Origin of the sequence: Sphingomonas sp. Leaf38 (assembly GCF_001421825.1) — a bacterium.
GTDB lineage: Bacteria > Pseudomonadota > Alphaproteobacteria > Sphingomonadales > Sphingomonadaceae > Sphingomonas.
Genome location: NZ_LMLD01000004.1, coordinates 158814 through 174263, shown reverse-complemented (window position 1 = coordinate 174263; position 15450 = coordinate 158814). Strand labels below are relative to the sequence as shown.

Below are 15450 nucleotides of genomic sequence, written 5' to 3'. Positions count from 1 at the left end.
GGGTGGGATCAGCGTCCCGAGCCTCACGCCCCTCTCCCTTCCCACCCGGCTTCGCCGTGCGGGCCCCTTCCCTCTCCCCGGAGGGGCGAGGGAGTTTAGACCGTTACCTGTTCGCCTAGCTCGAGCACCTTGCCGGGCGGGATCTTCAGGAAGTCGGTCGGGTCGCTGGCGTTGCGCTGCAGGAACAGGAAGATCCGGTCCTGCCAGGGCGGCATGCCCTTCTCCGCATCGGGCTTCAGCGTGTTGCGGCCGATGAAGAACGAGGTGCGCATCGGGTCGAGCCCGAGCTGCTCGGTCTTGTTGCCGACGCCGAGATCGCGCGGCACGTCGGGCGATTCCATGAAGCCATAGGTCAGCACGACGATCGAGAAATTCTCGTCGACGCGCTCGACCTTGGCGCGGCTCGCCTCGTCGACGAACGGGCGGTCGGCGGTGCGGATGCTGACGATCAGGTTGCGCTCGTGCAGCACCTTGTTGTGCTTGAGGTTGTGCAGCAGCGCGCCCGGCGTCGCATGCGGGTTCGCGGTCAGGAACACCGCGGTCCCCGAGACGCGCTCGGGCGGGCGCTTCTCGAGCGCGGCGGCGAGGTCGCTGAGCGGGATGCTCTGGCGCTTCTCGAACGCGCTGACGATCTTCTTGCCGCGGACCCAGGTGTAGATGATGAGGCCGATCGACGCGGCGATCACGAGCGGCACCCAGCCGCCCTCGATCACGCGGAGGATGTTCGCGCCGAAGAAGATCAGGTCGAGCGTCAGGAACGGCAGGATCGCCGCCAGCGCCAGCGGGCGCGACCAGTTCCAGCGATGCCGCACGACGATGTAGGCGAGCAGCGTGGTGACGACCATCGTGCCGGTCACCGCGATGCCGTAAGCCGCGGCCATCGCCGACGACGTCTTGAACTGGACCACCAGCACCAGCACGCCGATCAGCAACAGCCAGTTGATCGCGGGCAGGTAGATCTGGCCGGCGAACACCGCGGAGGTCTGGCGGATGCGCAGGCGGGGCAGCAGGCCGAGCTGGATCGCCTGCTGCGTCAGGCTGAACGCGCCGGTGATGACCGCCTGGCTGGCGATCACGGTGGCGAACCCGGCGAGGATGATGAGCGCCGGGCGCAGCGATTCGGGCGCCATCAGGAAGAACCAGTCCTGATTGACGAAGGGGATGCCCTGCCGCGCCGCATCCTCCAGCTTGGCGAGCGCGAACGCGCCCTGCCCCAGATAGTTGAGCGCGAGCGCGGGGAACACGAGGAAGAACCAGCCGATCCGGATCGGCAGCTTGCCGAAATGGCCCATGTCCGCGGTCAGCGCTTCCGCACCGGTGACGGTCAGGAACACAGCGCCGAGCACGAACAGCCCAGTGACGCCGTGCGTGAGCAGGAACGACACGCCGTAGGTCGGCAAGAATACGCGAACGATCGAGGGTTCGTCGGCGATGTGCCAGATGCCCAGCGCACCGATCGCGACGAACCAGACGATGCAGACCGGGCCGAACAGCTTGGACACCTGCGCGGTGCCGCGCGCCTGGATCATGAACAGCGCGATCAGGATGCCGATCGTCAACGCGCGCACGACGCCTTCGTTGAAGATGTGCGCCGCGCTCGGGATCGTCCGCAGGCCCTCCATCGCCGACAGCACCGACAGCGCCGGGGTGATGATCGCATCGCCGTAGAACAGCGACGCCCCCGCCGCGCCGAGCACGATCGCAATCCGCGACCGCATGCCGAGCGCGCGGCGGGCCAGCGCGGCGAGCGCCAGCACGCCGCCCTCGCCCTGATTGTCCGCGCGCATGAGGAAGATGACGTATTTGACGGTGACGACGAGGAACAGCGACCAGAGCGCGAGGCTCAGCACGCCGAGGATCTCGCTCGGGTCGATGCCGCCCGCCGACGTCTGGCCCAGCGCCTCGCGGAACGCGTAGAGCGGGCTGGTGCCGATATCGCCGAACACGACGCCGATCGCGCCGACGGTCAGCGCGGCCAGCGCCGGATGAGGATGCAGATGCGCCGCGGACAGATCGGCCGGCGCCGATTGATCGGCGGTCGGTTCGGTCACAACTGCGGTCTGGGGTGTTCCGGCTACGGACGTCATGGCGCGAAGAGCGCTCCTCCTGATGGGACGGCGCGCTTTACGCCGATTGGGGGCATGCGCAAGTCCTGCCGACCTGTTGCCGCTTTGACGCGAAGGCGGGTTGATTCACCGCGCGCACAGCGGCATGGCAGGCAAATGGTTCCCTTTTCGTTCGGCGGACATGCGCTTCTGGCGTTGGCGCAAGGCGCGCTGTTCTGGCCGGAGCGGCGCGCGCTGCTGGTCGCCGACCTGCATTTCGAGAAGGCGAGCTGGTTCGCGCGGTCGGGCCAGATGCTGCCCCCCTATGATTCGATTGCGACGCTGGCCGATCTGACCGCGCTGGTCGCGGCGACCGGCGCGCGCGAAGTCTGGTGCCTGGGCGACAGCTTTCACGACAGCGACGGGTGCGAGCGCTTGCCGCCGCGCGCGCAGGCCATGCTCCAGGCGATGACGCAGGCCACGCGCTGGACGTGGATCACGGGCAATCACGATCCGGCGATCCTCGACCGGTGCGGCGGGACCGTGGTGGACAAGGTCGTCGTCGACGGGCTGATGCTACGCCACGAGGCGGACCGCGCGGAGACGCGGCCCGAACTGTCGGGGCATTTCCACCCGAAGCTGCGGCTGCGCGTGCGCGGCAAATCGGTGGCGCGGCGGTGCTTCGTGGCAACCGCGACGAAGCTGATCCTGCCTGCGTTCGGATCGCTGACCGGGGGGCTGGATGTCGACCACCCCGAGATCGTCCGCGCGGTCGGGGCGGGCGCGGAGGCGATGGTGCCGGTGGCGGACCGGATGCTGCGGTTTCCGGTTGCGGCCTGAATCGGGTCGCTACTCGGGGCTCTAGGCCACCACCCCGGCGGAGGCCGGGGCCCAATTGCGGGCCGCGTGTAACGGAGGATGGTCCGCGGTTACTTAAGCCTTCCCACTTGGGCCCCGCCCTTCGCCGGGGTGGATCATTGGGAAAGCTGGTAGTCTCTCAGCTCGAAATCGTCGGAAACGCTGCGCGGAATGCGGCGAGCTTGGGCTTGTCCCATGTTACCACATAGGGATGCGTCGGGTTCCGGTCGGCGAAGTTTTGGTGATACGCCTCAGCCGGATAGAAGGCGCCGGTTTCGAGCTTTGTCACGATCGGGCCGGAGAACGCGCGCGTCGCACCTAGCTGCGCGATGTACGCACGGGCGACCTGCGCCTGCGCGGGCGACTGCGGGAAGATCGCCGAGCGATAGCTGGTGCCGCTGTCGGGGCCCTGCCGGTTCAGCGTCGTCGGATCATGCGCGATCGAGAAATAGACTCGGAGCAGCGTGCCATAGCTCACGACTCGGGGATCATAGGCGATCCGGATCGCTTCGGCATGGCGGGTCGTCTCGGCGGAAACCTGATCGTAGGTCGCGGTGGCCTTGGTGCCGCCTGCATAGCCGGTCGTGACCGTCTTCACGCCCTTCACATGCTCGAACACCGCCTCCATCGTCCAGAAGCAGCCGCCGGCGAGCACCGCGGTCTGGATACCGGGCGCGGGCGGCAGGTCGGTCTTGACGGCGGGGATGACGACGGCGCGGGCGCCTTGCGCTGCACCGGTGGCAAGAATCGCACCGGCGATACCGACGGCGGCGAGCGTGGCGATGAGCGGCTTTTTCATGTTTAGATACATGGGGTTGCCGCTCCGTTTCGCCAAGCCGTCCGGGTGTTTATCGCGTGGTGGACGCGCTGTGTTCGAAATGGCTTGCGAAGGTCTGGCGGGCTTCAGCGGGCTGCAGCGCGAGCAAGCCGATGGCGCCGAGGACGAAACCGCCGCTGAACTGCCAGAAGAAACTCGACTTTACGATGCTGCGCATGATGCGATCCCAATGAAACCAAGTGATGACGCCAACCGGATGGGTTAGCATCAGCTACGAACCGGCATGTCGTAGAGATGCCGGCCAACCACAATGTCGTTTTTAGAAACTCTCGATTAACGCGGCGTGGCCGATGCGTTCATCGTGCAGCAGGGATCTCCCGGCAGGATTGCCGGGCGATGTCGCCGCGTTTCCGAAATGTTGCTCCAGCCGCAAATCCTCTCCCGCCAGGGGGAGGTGTCGCCGAAAGGTGGCGGAGGGGGAGGACACGGAGCAGAGGTTATTCCTTTCCTCCCCCCCCGTCTGGCAAGGGCCAGCCACCTCCCCCTTGCGGGGGAGGATCAGGCAGTTACTTCAGCGCGGCGCAGGCGGTCTGGATGCGCGTGCATGCCTCGCGCAGCAGCGCGTCCGAGGTCGCATAGCTGATCCGGAACGCCGGGCTGAGGCCGAACGCCGCGCCCTGCACGACCGCGACCTTGGCGTCGTCGAGCAGATACCCGACCATCGCCTCGTCGGTGTCGATCAGGCGACCGTTCGGGGTCGTCTTGCCGATCAGCGCGGCGAACGACGGGTAGACGTAGAACGCGCCCTCCGGCGTCGGGCATTCCATGCCGTCGATCTCGTTCAGCATCTTCACGACCAGGTCGCGACGGCCTTGGAACGCTGTGTTGCGTTCGGCGAGGAACGACTGGTCGCCATTGAGCGCGGCGACGGCGGCGGCCTGCGCGATCGAGCACGGGTTCGAGGTCGACTGCGACTGGAGCTTGGCCATCGCCTTGATCAGCCAGCTCGCACCGCCGGCATAGCCGATCCGCCAGCCGGTCATCGCATAGGCCTTCGAGCAGCCGTTGACGGTCAGCGTGCGCTCGAACAGCTCGGGGCACGCCTCGGCGATCGTCGCGAACTTGAAGCCGTCATAGACGATATGCTCGTACATATCGTCGGCGAAGATCCAGACGTGCGGGTGCTTCGCCAGCACCGCGCCCAAAGCCTTCAGCTCGTCGATCGTGTAGCCGGCGCCGGTCGGGTTCGACGGCGAGTTGAGGATCACCCACTTGGTCCTGGGCGTGATCGCCGCGTCGAGTGCCGCGGGATCGAGCTTGTAGCCGACCTCGGGGCCTGCCTTGACGATCACGGGCACGCCGCCGGCGAACTGCACGACGTCGGGATAGCTGACCCAATAGGGCGCGGGGATGACGACCTCGTCGCCCGGATCGATCGTCGCGACCATCGCGTTGAACAGGGTGTGCTTGCCGCCGACGTTCACGCTGATCTGGTCGGTGGTGTAGGTCAGGCCGTTGTCGCGCGCGAACTTGGCGACGATCGCCTGCTTCAGCTCGATCGTGCCGTCGACATTGGTGTATTTGGTCTTGCCGTCGCGGATCGCCTGGATCGCGGCCTCTTTGACGAAGTCGGGCGTGTCGAAATCGGGTTCGCCCGCGCCCAGCCCGATCACGTCGACGCCCGCGCGCTTCAGCTCGAGAACGCGGCTGGTGATCGCGAGCGTCGGCGAAGGGCTGATGCGACCGAGCGCGGCGGATGCGTGCATGATGGAACCTTTGCGGTTGTCCGCAGTTTCGTGCCGCGGAATTCGCGCGGGCTATACGCCCCGGGTGACCGATTTCGCAACCGCAACAATCGCCGGAATGAGGCCACGGACCGCATTTCCGATGAAGAAACCGCCCGTGAGGTCGGCGCGAGTGAGCGGCGCCTCGATCGCGCGCCCCGATTCGAGCATTTCGGCGCGGAGAATACCGGGGAGCAGGCCATGCCGTAGCGGCGGAGTCGCAAGCACGTCGCCGCGCTGCACGAACAGCGAGGTGAAGCTGCCTTCGGTCAGGAAGCCGTCGGCATCCTCGAACACGACCTCGAACGTTCCTGCGTCCTTGCGCGCCGCGTCGTAGAAGCCGCGCGCGCTCGTCTTGTGGCGCAGGCGAAAGTCGGCGGGCGCGACCGGCAGCGGAACGATCGCGACGTGCGCCTCGGCCGGCGAGTGCGGCAGCGGTGCCGCCTCGATCGCGATCGCGCCCGACGGGCTGAGCAGCAGGCGGATCCGGCGGGGGCCGCGCAACCGGAAGGTCGCGGCCTGCAGCTCGTTGCGCGCGGTGTGGCGATCGAAGGTGAAATCGAGCCGCTCCGCACTCGCCTTCATCCGTGCGAGATGCGCTTCGAGGCGGGTGAGCCCGTCTTCGGGATCGAATGCCATCGTCTCGATCAGGTCGAAGGGGCGCTGGCCGGCGGTGACGAACGCGCCCTTGGCGTGGCATTCCGCCCACTCGGCGTCAGCCGCGCTGTCGGCGACGATGCCCGAACCGAGACTCATCGCGGCCGCACCGTCCTCGATCGCGATCGTGCGGATCGCGACATTGAAGATCGCATCGCCACTCGGATCGAAGCGACCGATCGCGCCGGTGTAGATGCCGCGGGTGCGCGCGTGTTCGACCTCGGCGATGACCTCCATCGCGCGTTGCTTGGGCGCGCCGGTGATCGAGCCGCACGGGAACAGCGCGGCGAGCACGTCGACCGCGTCGCAACCGGGCTTGCGCGTGGCGGTGACGGTCGAGGTCATCTGGTGGACGGTCGGATAGGTCTCGACAGTGAACAGGTCGGGGACCGCGACGTGGGTCGCGACTCGCGACAGATCGTTGCGCATCAGATCGACGATCATCAGGTTTTCGGCACGTTGCTTCGGATCGGCCGCGAGCGCCTCGGCCAGTGCGCGGTCGGCCTCGGGCGTGTCGCCGCGTTGGGCGGTGCCCTTCATCGGGCGGCAGGTGAGCGTGTCGCCGTCTAGCGCGAAGAAGAGTTCGGGGGAGAGCGACAGGAACCGCGTCTCGCCGGTGTCGATCAGCGCGCCATAGCCGGCCCCTGCCTGGGCCCGCAGCCGGGCGTAGAGCGCGAGCGGGTCGCCGACGAACGGCACGGTCGCGGCAAAGGTGAGGTTCGCCTGATAGATGTCACCCGCCGCGATGAGGTCGAGCACGCGCGACAGGCTGGCGTCGTAGGTGTCGCGGTCGATGAGCGGGCGTGGCGCGCCGGTCCATGCGCCGGCGGGCTCAGGGAGCAAAGCGGCGACGTCGTGCGCGGCGATCGTCTCGTACCCGGCGAACAGGCCGAACCAGAGCAGCGGCCCCTCGCTGCGGACGTCGAGCGGCTTCGACGCGAGCGCAGCGCCGGCTTCGTAGGTCAGGTAGCCCGCGGCGTGGAGACCATCCGCACGGGCGGCGCGCAGGGCGTCGAACGCGGGGCGGACTTCGGCGAGCGTATCGGCGCGGACGATCCGGATAGGATCGCGGTACAGCCGGGCTGGAGCCCCGCCCTCGCGGGCGTCGTCGAGCAAAACGAAGGGCGCAGTCCACATCGTTGCGACTGTTGCACGGGCCGCGGTGCAAATCGCAAGCGGCGATTGCTCCAACCGATGCGCTATCCTATTTCGAGGCCATGACAAATCCTCCCCTCCGCGCCGCGATCGTCCCCGTCACGCCGATCCAGCAGAACTGCACCATCATCTGGTGCACCGCGACGATGAAGGCGGCGGTGATCGATCCGGGCGGCGACCTGCCGCGGATCATGGCGGCGGTCGAACAGGCGGGCGTGACGGTCGAGAAGATCCTGCTGACGCATGGTCATATCGACCATGCCGGCGGCGCCAAGCGGCTGTCGAACGATCTGGGCGTGCCGATCGAGGGGCCGCACGAGGCGGACCGGTTCTGGTTGCAGCGGCTCGATCAGGACGGGCCGAAATACGGCATCAGCGGCGTGAATTTCGAGCCCGACCGGTGGCTGGTCGAGGGTGATACGGTGTCGGTCGGCGAGCTCGTGCTCGATGTGTACGAGACGCCGGGGCATACCGAGGGTCATGTGATCTTCCACCATGCGCCGTCGAAGTTCGCGCAGGTCGGCGACGTGCTGTTCCAGGGGTCGGTCGGGCGGTCGGACATGCCGGGCGGGAATCACCAGGTGCTGGTGAAGTCGATCGTCGAGAAATTGTGGCCGCTGGGGAGCGATACGAGCTTCATCCCGGGGCACGGGCCCGCGAGCACGTTTGCACATGAGCGGGCTAACAACATGTTCGTAAGCGATCGGGCCCTGGCGGCCTGACCGCCGCGCTTGTTCCCCCGCGGAGGCGGGGGTCCAGGGTACCAAACGATAGCGTTCGTAACCCTGGGCTCCCGCCTTCGCGGGAGAACAGGAAGGGGCTGAAGAAGCGCCACCTCCCTACCGCCCCACCCCGGCGAAGGCCGGGGCCCAATTGGGGGGCGACGATTGGCGGAGGTGGCGCTCCGTCACAGTACCCTTTCCAATTGGGCCCCGGCCTTCGCCGGGGTGGTGGGGAGTGTGGGTTAAGTCCTACTGCCGCTCACTCGCCGTCTCGGCCCGCACCGACTTGAACTCGGAGCCATCGCGCCATTCCGGCCACAACCGGCTGTTCGCGAGCTTCGTGCCGATCGTCTGGAACAGACCGACATCCTGCGCGGCGCCGCGCAGATCCCAGTCCGCCCCCCACGCGTCGCAGGTCTGGTGGTAGCATTTCATATAACCGTCGAGCCACGCCTGCCCCGCCGTCCGCCCGCCCGTCACCAGATCCGGCGCACCGCTGATCGCCATCAGCAGCAGCGTCGGCACGCCGCGGCGCGCGACCGAGAAGTGATCGGCGCGGTAGAACAGCCCGCGTTCGGGGAGCGCTTCGGGGGTGACGACTCGACCCTGCGCCTTGGCGGCATCGCCAAGCATATCCTCGAGGCTGTTCTGGCCTGCGCCGACCAGCATGACGTCCTTCGCCGGGCCCGCGGTCTGGAGGATGTCGAGCGTCAGGTTGGCGACCGTCTTGGCCGCCGGATAGACCGGGTTCACCGCATAGGTTTCGGAGCCGAGCAGCCCGCGCTCCTCGCCGCTCCACAGCGCGAAGACGAGACTGCGGTCGGTCCGCGGTGCCTTGGCGAAGGTACGCGCGAGTTCGAGCACGCCCGCAACGCCGAGCCCATCGTCGTTGGCGCCGGGCCGAATCGTGCGGCCCTGCGCGTCGGGGGCGCCGATCCCATAGGCATCCCAGTGCGCGCCGAACATCACGACCTCGTCGGGGTGGGTCTTCCCCGGCAGCTTCGCGAGCACGTTGCGGCTCTCGGCGGTGTCGTGCTTGACCGGCAGGTCGGTGGTGAACGCCTGTTTCAGCGGCACCGGGCGGAAATCGCTGCGGCGGGCGGCCTTGCGCAAGCCGGCGAGGTCGAGGCCGGAGGCGGCGAACAGCCGAGTCGCAGCGCCCCCTTCGAGCCATCCCTGCAGCATCACCCGCGATTCGGGATCTTTCCGCACGATGTCATAATTCTCGCCGGCCGGCGCGGTGACGGTGTTCCAGCCATAGCCGGCCCCCGGCGTGTCGTGGACGATCAGCGCCGCGACGGCACCCCGCCGTGCCGCCTCTTCGTATTTGTACGTCCAGCGGCCGTAATAGGTCATCCGGCGATCGCCGAACTTGCCCTTCGAATCGTCGCCGGCGATCGCCTCGAAATCGGGATCGTTGACGAGGAAGACCGCGACCTTGCCCTTGAGATCGAGCCCCTTGAAGTCGTCCCAGCCGCGTTCGGACGCGCTGACGCCGTAGCCGACGAACACCATCGGCGCGTTCGCGATGGCAACCCGGTCGACGCCGCGGACCGTGCTGAGATAGACATCGCGGCCCTGTACCAGCGGCGTGGTGCCGGCGCGGACGGTGCCGGTGCCCATCCGCGTGTGGACGAGCGGCACGGGCTGCGTCCAGCTGCCGTTCGGGCCGCCGGGCTGCGCCTTCATCGCCTTGAACTGCGCGATCAGCCAGTCGATCGTCTTGGTCTCGCCCGGCGTGCCGGGCGCGCGGCCCTCGAACGAGTCGGACGCGAGCGTCTTCACGTCCGCGGACAGGCGCTCGGGCGAAATCTGCGCGACAGCAGGCGATGCCGTCAGCAGCGCTGCGGCGGCAAACAGGCGAAGCGCGCTCATGCGCGGCCTCCCGACGGCACGACCTGGAAGGTCTTGGCAGCCGGGACCGTGTTGGCCTGATAGGCGATCGTCAGCGCCCAGCCCGCGAGTAGCGCCATCAGTGCCCAGGTCGCCAGCGCCCCGCCTGCGCGCGGTACGCTCGACGTCGTCCGGTCCATCCCGAACGCGTGCGCGACGCGGGCGATCACGAACACCGCGCCGGCGATCCACAGCCACAGCGTCGACCCGCCCGCCAGTTCGATCAGACCGAGCAGAATCAGGATGAACGGCGCATATTCGGTGAAGTTCGCATGCGCGCGCATGCGGCCCTGCAACAGCACATCGCCGTTGTCGCCGATCAGGACGTTCCCCTTCACGCGCATCGGCACGATTCGGAAGGCGAGCCATAGATTGACGACGGCAGCAGCCGCTGCGATCGTCAGCGTCACGGGTAATATCACGGCGTTGCCCCTTGTTGGATGTCGCTTCAGCTCCTGCCACCCGCGACCCATGGTTGCAACGCGGGGGCGAAAGCTTGCAACGCGGGACGAATTCGCTATAGCGCCACGCTTCGCGAGCGTCAGGCCGCATGGGTTGCTTCAGGCGGCCGGCATTCATGTCGGTTGCCGAGTTCCGTGTCCGGGCGTACTCAGAGCCCCGACCTTTAGACTGAACAAGGTGCCGAAATGGCCGTCCCCAAAAGAAAAACCTCGCCCTCCAAGCGCGGCATGCGCCGTGGTCACGACTCGCTCACGATCGCGTCGTTCCAAGAATGCCCCAACTGTGGCGAACTGAAGCGTCCGCACAATCTGTGCGGGTCGTGCGGTCACTATAACGGTCGTGAAATCCTCTCGATCGAGGGCTGAGGCTTCCGTCCGGAACCTCTAACTTGAACGAAGGACAGACGATGCCCGACAGCGGCTGGATCGCGGTCGATGCGATGGGTGGCGACGACGGGCTGGCAGTGATGCTCGCCGGCGTCGCGCTTGCGCGTCATCAATTCGAGGGCATGCGCTTTCTGCTGGTCGGCGACGAAGCGGCGATTCGCGAGGGGCTGAAGGCTCATCCGAACCTGTCGCAGCATTCGGAGATCGTCCACGCGCCCGAAGTCGTCGGGTCGAGCGAAAAGCCGACCCAGGCGATCAGGCGCGCCAAGAAGACCTCGATGGGCATCGCGATCGACCTCGTGAAACAGGGTCGCGCCGCCGCCGCGGTGTCGTCGGGTAACACCGGCGCGCTGATGGCGATGGCGAAGCTGTCGTTGCGGATGCTGCCCGGGATCGACCGGCCGGCACTCGCGGCGCGTCTGCCGACGCTCGGCGACACCGACATGGTGATGCTCGACCTTGGTGCGAACACCGAGTGCGATGCGCGCAACCTCGTCCAGTTCGCGATCATGGGCGCGGCCTATGCGCGCACTGCGCTCGACATTCCGCACCCCCGCGTCGCGCTGCTGAATATCGGCAGCGAGGACATGAAGGGCACCGACGAGATTCGCGACGCCGCAGCGCAGCTGCGCGCGACGCCATCGGTCGACATGCAGTTCAACGGCTTCATCGAGGGCGACCGGCTGTCGCGCGGCGAGGTCGACGTCGTCGTGTGCGACGGCTTTTCGGGCAACATCGCGCTCAAGACCGCCGAGGGCACCGCGCGATTCGTCGCCGACCTGCTCAAGCGCGCGTTTCGCAGTTCGGTCCGCTCGAAGCTCGGTTTCCTGATCTCGCGCCCCGCCACCGAATTGCTGCGCGATCATCTCGATCCCAACAATCACAATGGCGCGGTGTTTCTCGGGCTCAACGGCATCGTCGTGAAGAGCCATGGCGGCGCCACCGACCGCGGCGTCGCGACTGCGATCGGCAATGCCGCCAAGATGGTCCGCAACGATCTGATCCGGCGCATCGCCGACGATCTCGGCAATGTGGAGAAGGCGGCATGATTCGTTCGGTCGTGATCGGCACCGGCTCCGCCCTGCCCGCGCGGCGCGTCTCGAACGCCGAGCTGGCGGAGACCGTCGATACCAGCGACGATTGGATCGTCGAGCGCACCGGCATCCGCTTTCGCCACATCGCCGGCGAAGGCGAGACGACCGCGACGCTGGCGGCCGACGCGTGCAAGGCCGCGTTGGCGGCCGCCGGGATCGACGCGCAGAGCATCGACCTGATCGTGCTCGCCACCGCGACTCCCGACCAGACGTTTCCATCGAGCGCCACCAAGGTGCAGGCGATGCTCGGTATCGACGACTGCGTCGCGTTCGACGTGGCCGCGGTCTGCTCGGGCTTCCTCTACGCGGTCCAGGTCGTCGACAGCATGATCCGCAGCAACGTCGCCAAGCGCGCGCTAGTGATCGGTGCGGAGACGTTCAGCCGCATCCTCGACTGGGAAGACCGGACGACGTGCGTGTTGTTCGGTGACGGCGCCGGCGCGATCGTGCTGGAGGCGCAGGACACGGCCGACGAGGGCGGGCGCGGTATCTTGACGACCAAGCTGCACGCCGATGGGCGGCACAACGAGCTTCTGTACGTCGATGGCGGCGTCTCGACGACCGGCACCGTCGGCAAGCTGCGCATGAAGGGCCGCGAGGTCTTCCGCCATGCGGTGACGAACCTGGCGTCGGTAATGACCGAGTCACTGGCGATGGCCGGGCTCGACGCGGACCAGGTCGACTGGGTCGTGCCGCATCAGGCGAACGCCCGGATCCTCGATGCGACCGCGCGCAAACTGGGCCTCGCACCCGCCAAGGTCGTCGTCACCGTCGACCAGCATGCCAACACCTCGGCGGCCTCGGTGCCGCTCGCGCTCGATGTCGCGGTCCGCGACGGGCGCATCCAGCAGGGACAGATCGTCATCCTCGAAGCGATGGGTGGCGGCTTCACCTGGGGCGCCGCGGTTATCCGCTTCTAATCGTTTCCAAACATGCCGGGTCGCTTCTAGAACAAAAGTTCTTCCGCTCGCCTGCCCGCATGTGTAGGAGAAACGCCGGGTGTGGGAGCATGCAATGACGATGACCGGTACTTTGACGCGGGCCGATCTGGCCGAATCCCTCCACCGCGAGGTGGGGTTGTCGCGCGCCGATTCCTCCAAGATCGTGGAACAGATTCTTGCCGAGATGTGCGGTGCACTGTCCGGCGGCGAGAACGTCAAGATCTCGGGATTCGGTACGTTCGTGCTTCGCGACAAGGGCGAGCGCGTGGGGCGCAACCCCAAGACCGGCATCGAGGTGCCGATCGCGCCGCGCCGCGTGCTGACGTTCCGGGCGAGCCAGATGATGCGTGAGCGCATTGTCGGCGCCAACTGATCCAGCGTGCCTGACGACGCCGATGCCGTCTCGATGAACGACGATACCCCGCCACCGACGACCAAGGCGGGGGCAGCGTTCCGGACGATCGGCGAGCTGTCGCGCGATACCGGCCTGCCGCAGCATATCCTGCGCTATTGGGAAACGCGCTTTCCCCAGCTCAAGCCGCTGCAGCGCGCAGGCAACCGGCGCTATTACCGGCCCGAGGACGTCGCGCTGGTGCGGCGGATCGACCAGTATCTGAACCGCGAGGGCTATACCGTCCGCGGCGTGCAGCAGTTGCTGGCGGGCGAGAAGACCGCGCCGCCCGCAATCCCCGGCCCCGCCGAGATCGTCGCGCAGGCCGAGTCGCCGATGCCCGCGTTGCGCGCGATCCGCGACATGCTCGCCGAGGCACTGGCCGCGGACTGACCCGTTCTCGTCATCCCCGCGCAGGCGGGGATCCATAGTGACTGAGCGTAGCGATCAATCCACAGGCGTTTGAGCATCTGGATCCCCGCCTCCACGGGGATGACGATGGATGGCGGTCGCGGTCCCTTACCGCTCGCGCGTCGCGGCGAAGCGGATCTTCGAATAGCGCTCGGCGATGTAGTTCACTTCCCATGCGCTTTTCGCGAGGAAGACGGGGTTGCCGTCGCGGTCCTTCGCCATCGCGCCGCGGTTGATCTCCGCGAAGGTCTTCAGCTCCAGCGGGTCTTCCGCCGAGATCCAGCGCGCGGTCTCGTAGGGCGCAGGCTCGAGCCCGGCCGCGACCTTGTACTCCGCGTCGAGGCGGGAGAGCAGCACTTCGAGCTGTAGCTGCCCGACGACGCCGATGATCCAGTTCGAGCCGATGTCGGGGTAGAAGACCTGCGTCACCCCCTCCTCGGCCATGTCGTCGAGCGCCTTGCGCAACTGCTTGGTCTTGGTGAAATCCTTCAGCACCACGCGGCGCAGGATTTCGGGCGCGAAGTTCGGCAGCCCGGTGAAGCGGATCGCAGCCTTTTCGCTGAGCGTATCGCCGACGCGCAGCGTTCCGTGGTTGGGGATGCCGATGATGTCGCCCGGAAACGCCTCATCCGCCAGCTCGCGATTCTGCGCGAAGAACAGGATCGGCGAGTGGACCGCGATCGGCTTGCCGTGGCCCGTGGGGGTCAGCTTCATGCCGCGCTTGAACACGCCCGAGCACAGCCGCATGAACGCGATGCGATCGCGGTGGTTGGGGTCCATGTTCGCCTGCACCTTGAACACGAAGCCGGTGACTTCGGGCTCGTCGGGCGAGACGGGGGCGGGCTCGGCGGGCTGCGCGCGCGGCGGCGGCGCATAGTCGGCGAGCGCGGCGATCAGCTCGGCGACGCCGAAATCCTTGAGCGCCGAGCCGAAATACACCGGCGTCAGATTGCCCGCGCGATAGGCCTCGGCGTCGAAACTCGAATAGCCGCCCTGTGCGAGTTCGGCTTCGTCGTTCAGGCGGACGATGCCTTCGGGACTGAGGATCTTGGCAAGCGCCGGGTCGTCGATGCCCGTGAACGGGATCGCCTTGCCCATGAACTCGCGGCTGTCGCCTTCGGGGCGGCTCAAAGTGTTGGCGTACAGGTCATAGACGCCTTCGAATTCGCCGCCCATGCCGACCGGCCAGCTCATCGGGCAGACGTCGAGCTGGAGCATCTCTGCGACCTCGTCGAGCAGCGAGAAGGGATCGCGCCCCTCGCGATCGACCTTGTTGACGAAGGTGATGATCGGCACGTTGCGCAGGCGACAGACCTCGAACAGCTTGCGCGTCTGCGGCTCGATGCCCTTGGCGGCGTCGATCACCATGACCGCCGAGTCGACCGCGGTCAGCGTGCGGTAGGTGTCTTCGGAAAAGTCTTCATGGCCCGGCGTGTCGAGCAGGTTGAAGGTGATGCCCTGGCGTTCGAACGTCATCACCGACGACGTGACCGAGATGCCGCGCTGCTGCTCGATCTTCATCCAGTCGGAGCGCGCGCGGCGGTTCTGGCCGCGCGCCTTCACCTCGCCGGCGAGATGGATCGCGCCGCCGAAATAGAGCAGCTTCTCGGTCAGCGTGGTCTTGCCGGCATCGGGATGCGAGATGATCGCGAAGGTGCGGCGGGGAAATTGGGTCATGGCGTGGATCCGGGGAGCCGAGTCGCGGCTCGGAAGTTAAGGAAGTTCAGGCTACGTACCGCTCGGAATCCCCTCCCCGCGCGGGACGCGGCGGGATCGGGAGGAGGCGGCTTGCAGCGATCATCGCGTGCTATTGGCAGATGCGAGGCGTGTAGGACAGAGGGGTCCTTGACCACACCGTCATCCTCCCCCGCAA

Annotated in this window: 15 protein-coding genes; 8 read left to right on the top strand and 7 right to left on the bottom strand. The window is 67.2% G+C overall.

Annotated elements, in window-relative coordinates:
- Window positions 1-95: 95 nt before the first annotated feature.
- Entirely contained in the window at window positions 96-2087 is a 1992-nt protein-coding gene (locus ASE88_RS01025; RefSeq protein WP_082466012.1) for a potassium transporter Kup, read from the bottom strand.
- A 135-nt stretch (window positions 2088-2222) separates the two neighbouring features.
- Here ASE88_RS01025 and pdeM point away from each other — a divergent pair, with 135 nt between their 5' ends.
- Window positions 2223-2885 (top strand): ligase-associated DNA damage response endonuclease PdeM, encoded by a 663-nt coding sequence (pdeM, locus tag ASE88_RS01020; protein WP_056474320.1) that lies wholly within the window; start codon window positions 2223-2225, stop codon window positions 2883-2885.
- A 157-nt stretch (window positions 2886-3042) separates the two neighbouring features.
- On the opposite strand, the gene msrA is transcribed toward pdeM, so the two are convergent.
- Entirely contained in the window at window positions 3043-3702 is a 660-nt protein-coding gene (gene msrA, locus ASE88_RS01015; protein WP_055881919.1) for a peptide-methionine (S)-S-oxide reductase MsrA, read from the bottom strand.
- Here msrA and ASE88_RS18585 point away from each other — a divergent pair.
- Entirely contained in the window at window positions 3686-3946 is a 261-nt protein-coding gene (locus ASE88_RS18585) for a hypothetical protein (protein ID WP_156348409.1), read from the top strand. The two genes, msrA and ASE88_RS18585, sit on opposite strands and share 17 nt — an antisense overlap.
- 301 nt (window positions 3947-4247) lie before the next feature.
- Here ASE88_RS18585 and ASE88_RS01005 read toward each other — a convergent pair whose 3' ends face one another.
- Complete coding sequence (locus ASE88_RS01005; protein WP_056474314.1) at window positions 4248-5447, bottom strand: pyridoxal phosphate-dependent aminotransferase; 1200 nt, start codon at window positions 5445-5447, stop codon at window positions 4248-4250.
- A 51-nt stretch (window positions 5448-5498) separates the two neighbouring features.
- The gene (pabB, locus tag ASE88_RS01000; RefSeq protein ID WP_056474311.1) at window positions 5499-7259 is read right to left on the bottom strand and encodes an aminodeoxychorismate synthase component I; all 1761 of its coding nucleotides are present in this window, start codon (window positions 7257-7259) and stop codon (window positions 5499-5501) included.
- A gap of 80 nt (window positions 7260-7339) precedes the next feature.
- On the opposite strand from pabB, the gene ASE88_RS00995 reads away from it, so the two are divergent.
- On the top strand, window positions 7340-7999 hold the full coding sequence (locus tag ASE88_RS00995) for an MBL fold metallo-hydrolase (protein WP_056474310.1): 660 nt from the start codon (window positions 7340-7342) through the stop codon (window positions 7997-7999).
- A 249-nt stretch (window positions 8000-8248) separates the two neighbouring features.
- Here the strand turns inward: ASE88_RS00995 and ASE88_RS00990 are convergent, their stop codons facing one another.
- Window positions 8249-9874 carry a M28 family metallopeptidase gene (locus ASE88_RS00990; RefSeq protein ID WP_056474307.1) on the bottom strand — a complete coding sequence of 542 codons (1626 nt, stop codon included), beginning with the start codon at window positions 9872-9874 and terminating at the stop codon, window positions 8249-8251.
- The gene (locus ASE88_RS00985) at window positions 9871-10314 is read right to left on the bottom strand and encodes an MAPEG family protein (protein ID WP_056474304.1); all 444 of its coding nucleotides are present in this window, start codon (window positions 10312-10314) and stop codon (window positions 9871-9873) included. The genes ASE88_RS00990 and ASE88_RS00985 overlap by 4 nt, the downstream gene beginning before the upstream one ends.
- Window positions 10315-10539: 225 nt before the next feature.
- Between ASE88_RS00985 and rpmF the strand changes: the two genes are divergently transcribed.
- The 5 genes from rpmF (at window position 10540) to ASE88_RS00965 (ending at window position 13559) form a co-directional block, all read left to right on the top strand.
- Complete coding sequence (rpmF, locus tag ASE88_RS18080) at window positions 10540-10719, top strand: 50S ribosomal protein L32 (protein ID WP_056054400.1); 180 nt, start codon at window positions 10540-10542, stop codon at window positions 10717-10719.
- A 41-nt stretch (window positions 10720-10760) separates the two neighbouring features.
- Complete coding sequence (gene plsX / locus ASE88_RS00980) at window positions 10761-11789, top strand: phosphate acyltransferase PlsX (RefSeq protein ID WP_056474415.1); 1029 nt, start codon at window positions 10761-10763, stop codon at window positions 11787-11789.
- Complete coding sequence (locus ASE88_RS00975) at window positions 11786-12754, top strand: beta-ketoacyl-ACP synthase III (RefSeq protein WP_056474301.1); 969 nt, start codon at window positions 11786-11788, stop codon at window positions 12752-12754. Before plsX ends, ASE88_RS00975 begins: the two co-directional genes overlap by 4 nt.
- A gap of 94 nt (window positions 12755-12848) precedes the next feature.
- Window positions 12849-13148 (top strand): integration host factor subunit alpha, encoded by a 300-nt coding sequence (locus ASE88_RS00970; protein WP_055881937.1) that lies wholly within the window; start codon window positions 12849-12851, stop codon window positions 13146-13148.
- 33 nt (window positions 13149-13181) lie between these two features.
- Complete coding sequence (locus tag ASE88_RS00965; protein WP_056474412.1) at window positions 13182-13559, top strand: MerR family transcriptional regulator; 378 nt, start codon at window positions 13182-13184, stop codon at window positions 13557-13559.
- 126 nt (window positions 13560-13685) lie between these two features.
- Here the strand turns inward: ASE88_RS00965 and ASE88_RS00960 are convergent, their stop codons facing one another.
- Window positions 13686-15254: a peptide chain release factor 3 gene (locus tag ASE88_RS00960; protein ID WP_056474298.1), complete on the bottom strand. Its 1569-nt coding sequence runs from the start codon at window positions 15252-15254 to the stop codon at window positions 13686-13688.
- Between the last annotated feature and the right edge of the window lie 196 nt (window positions 15255-15450).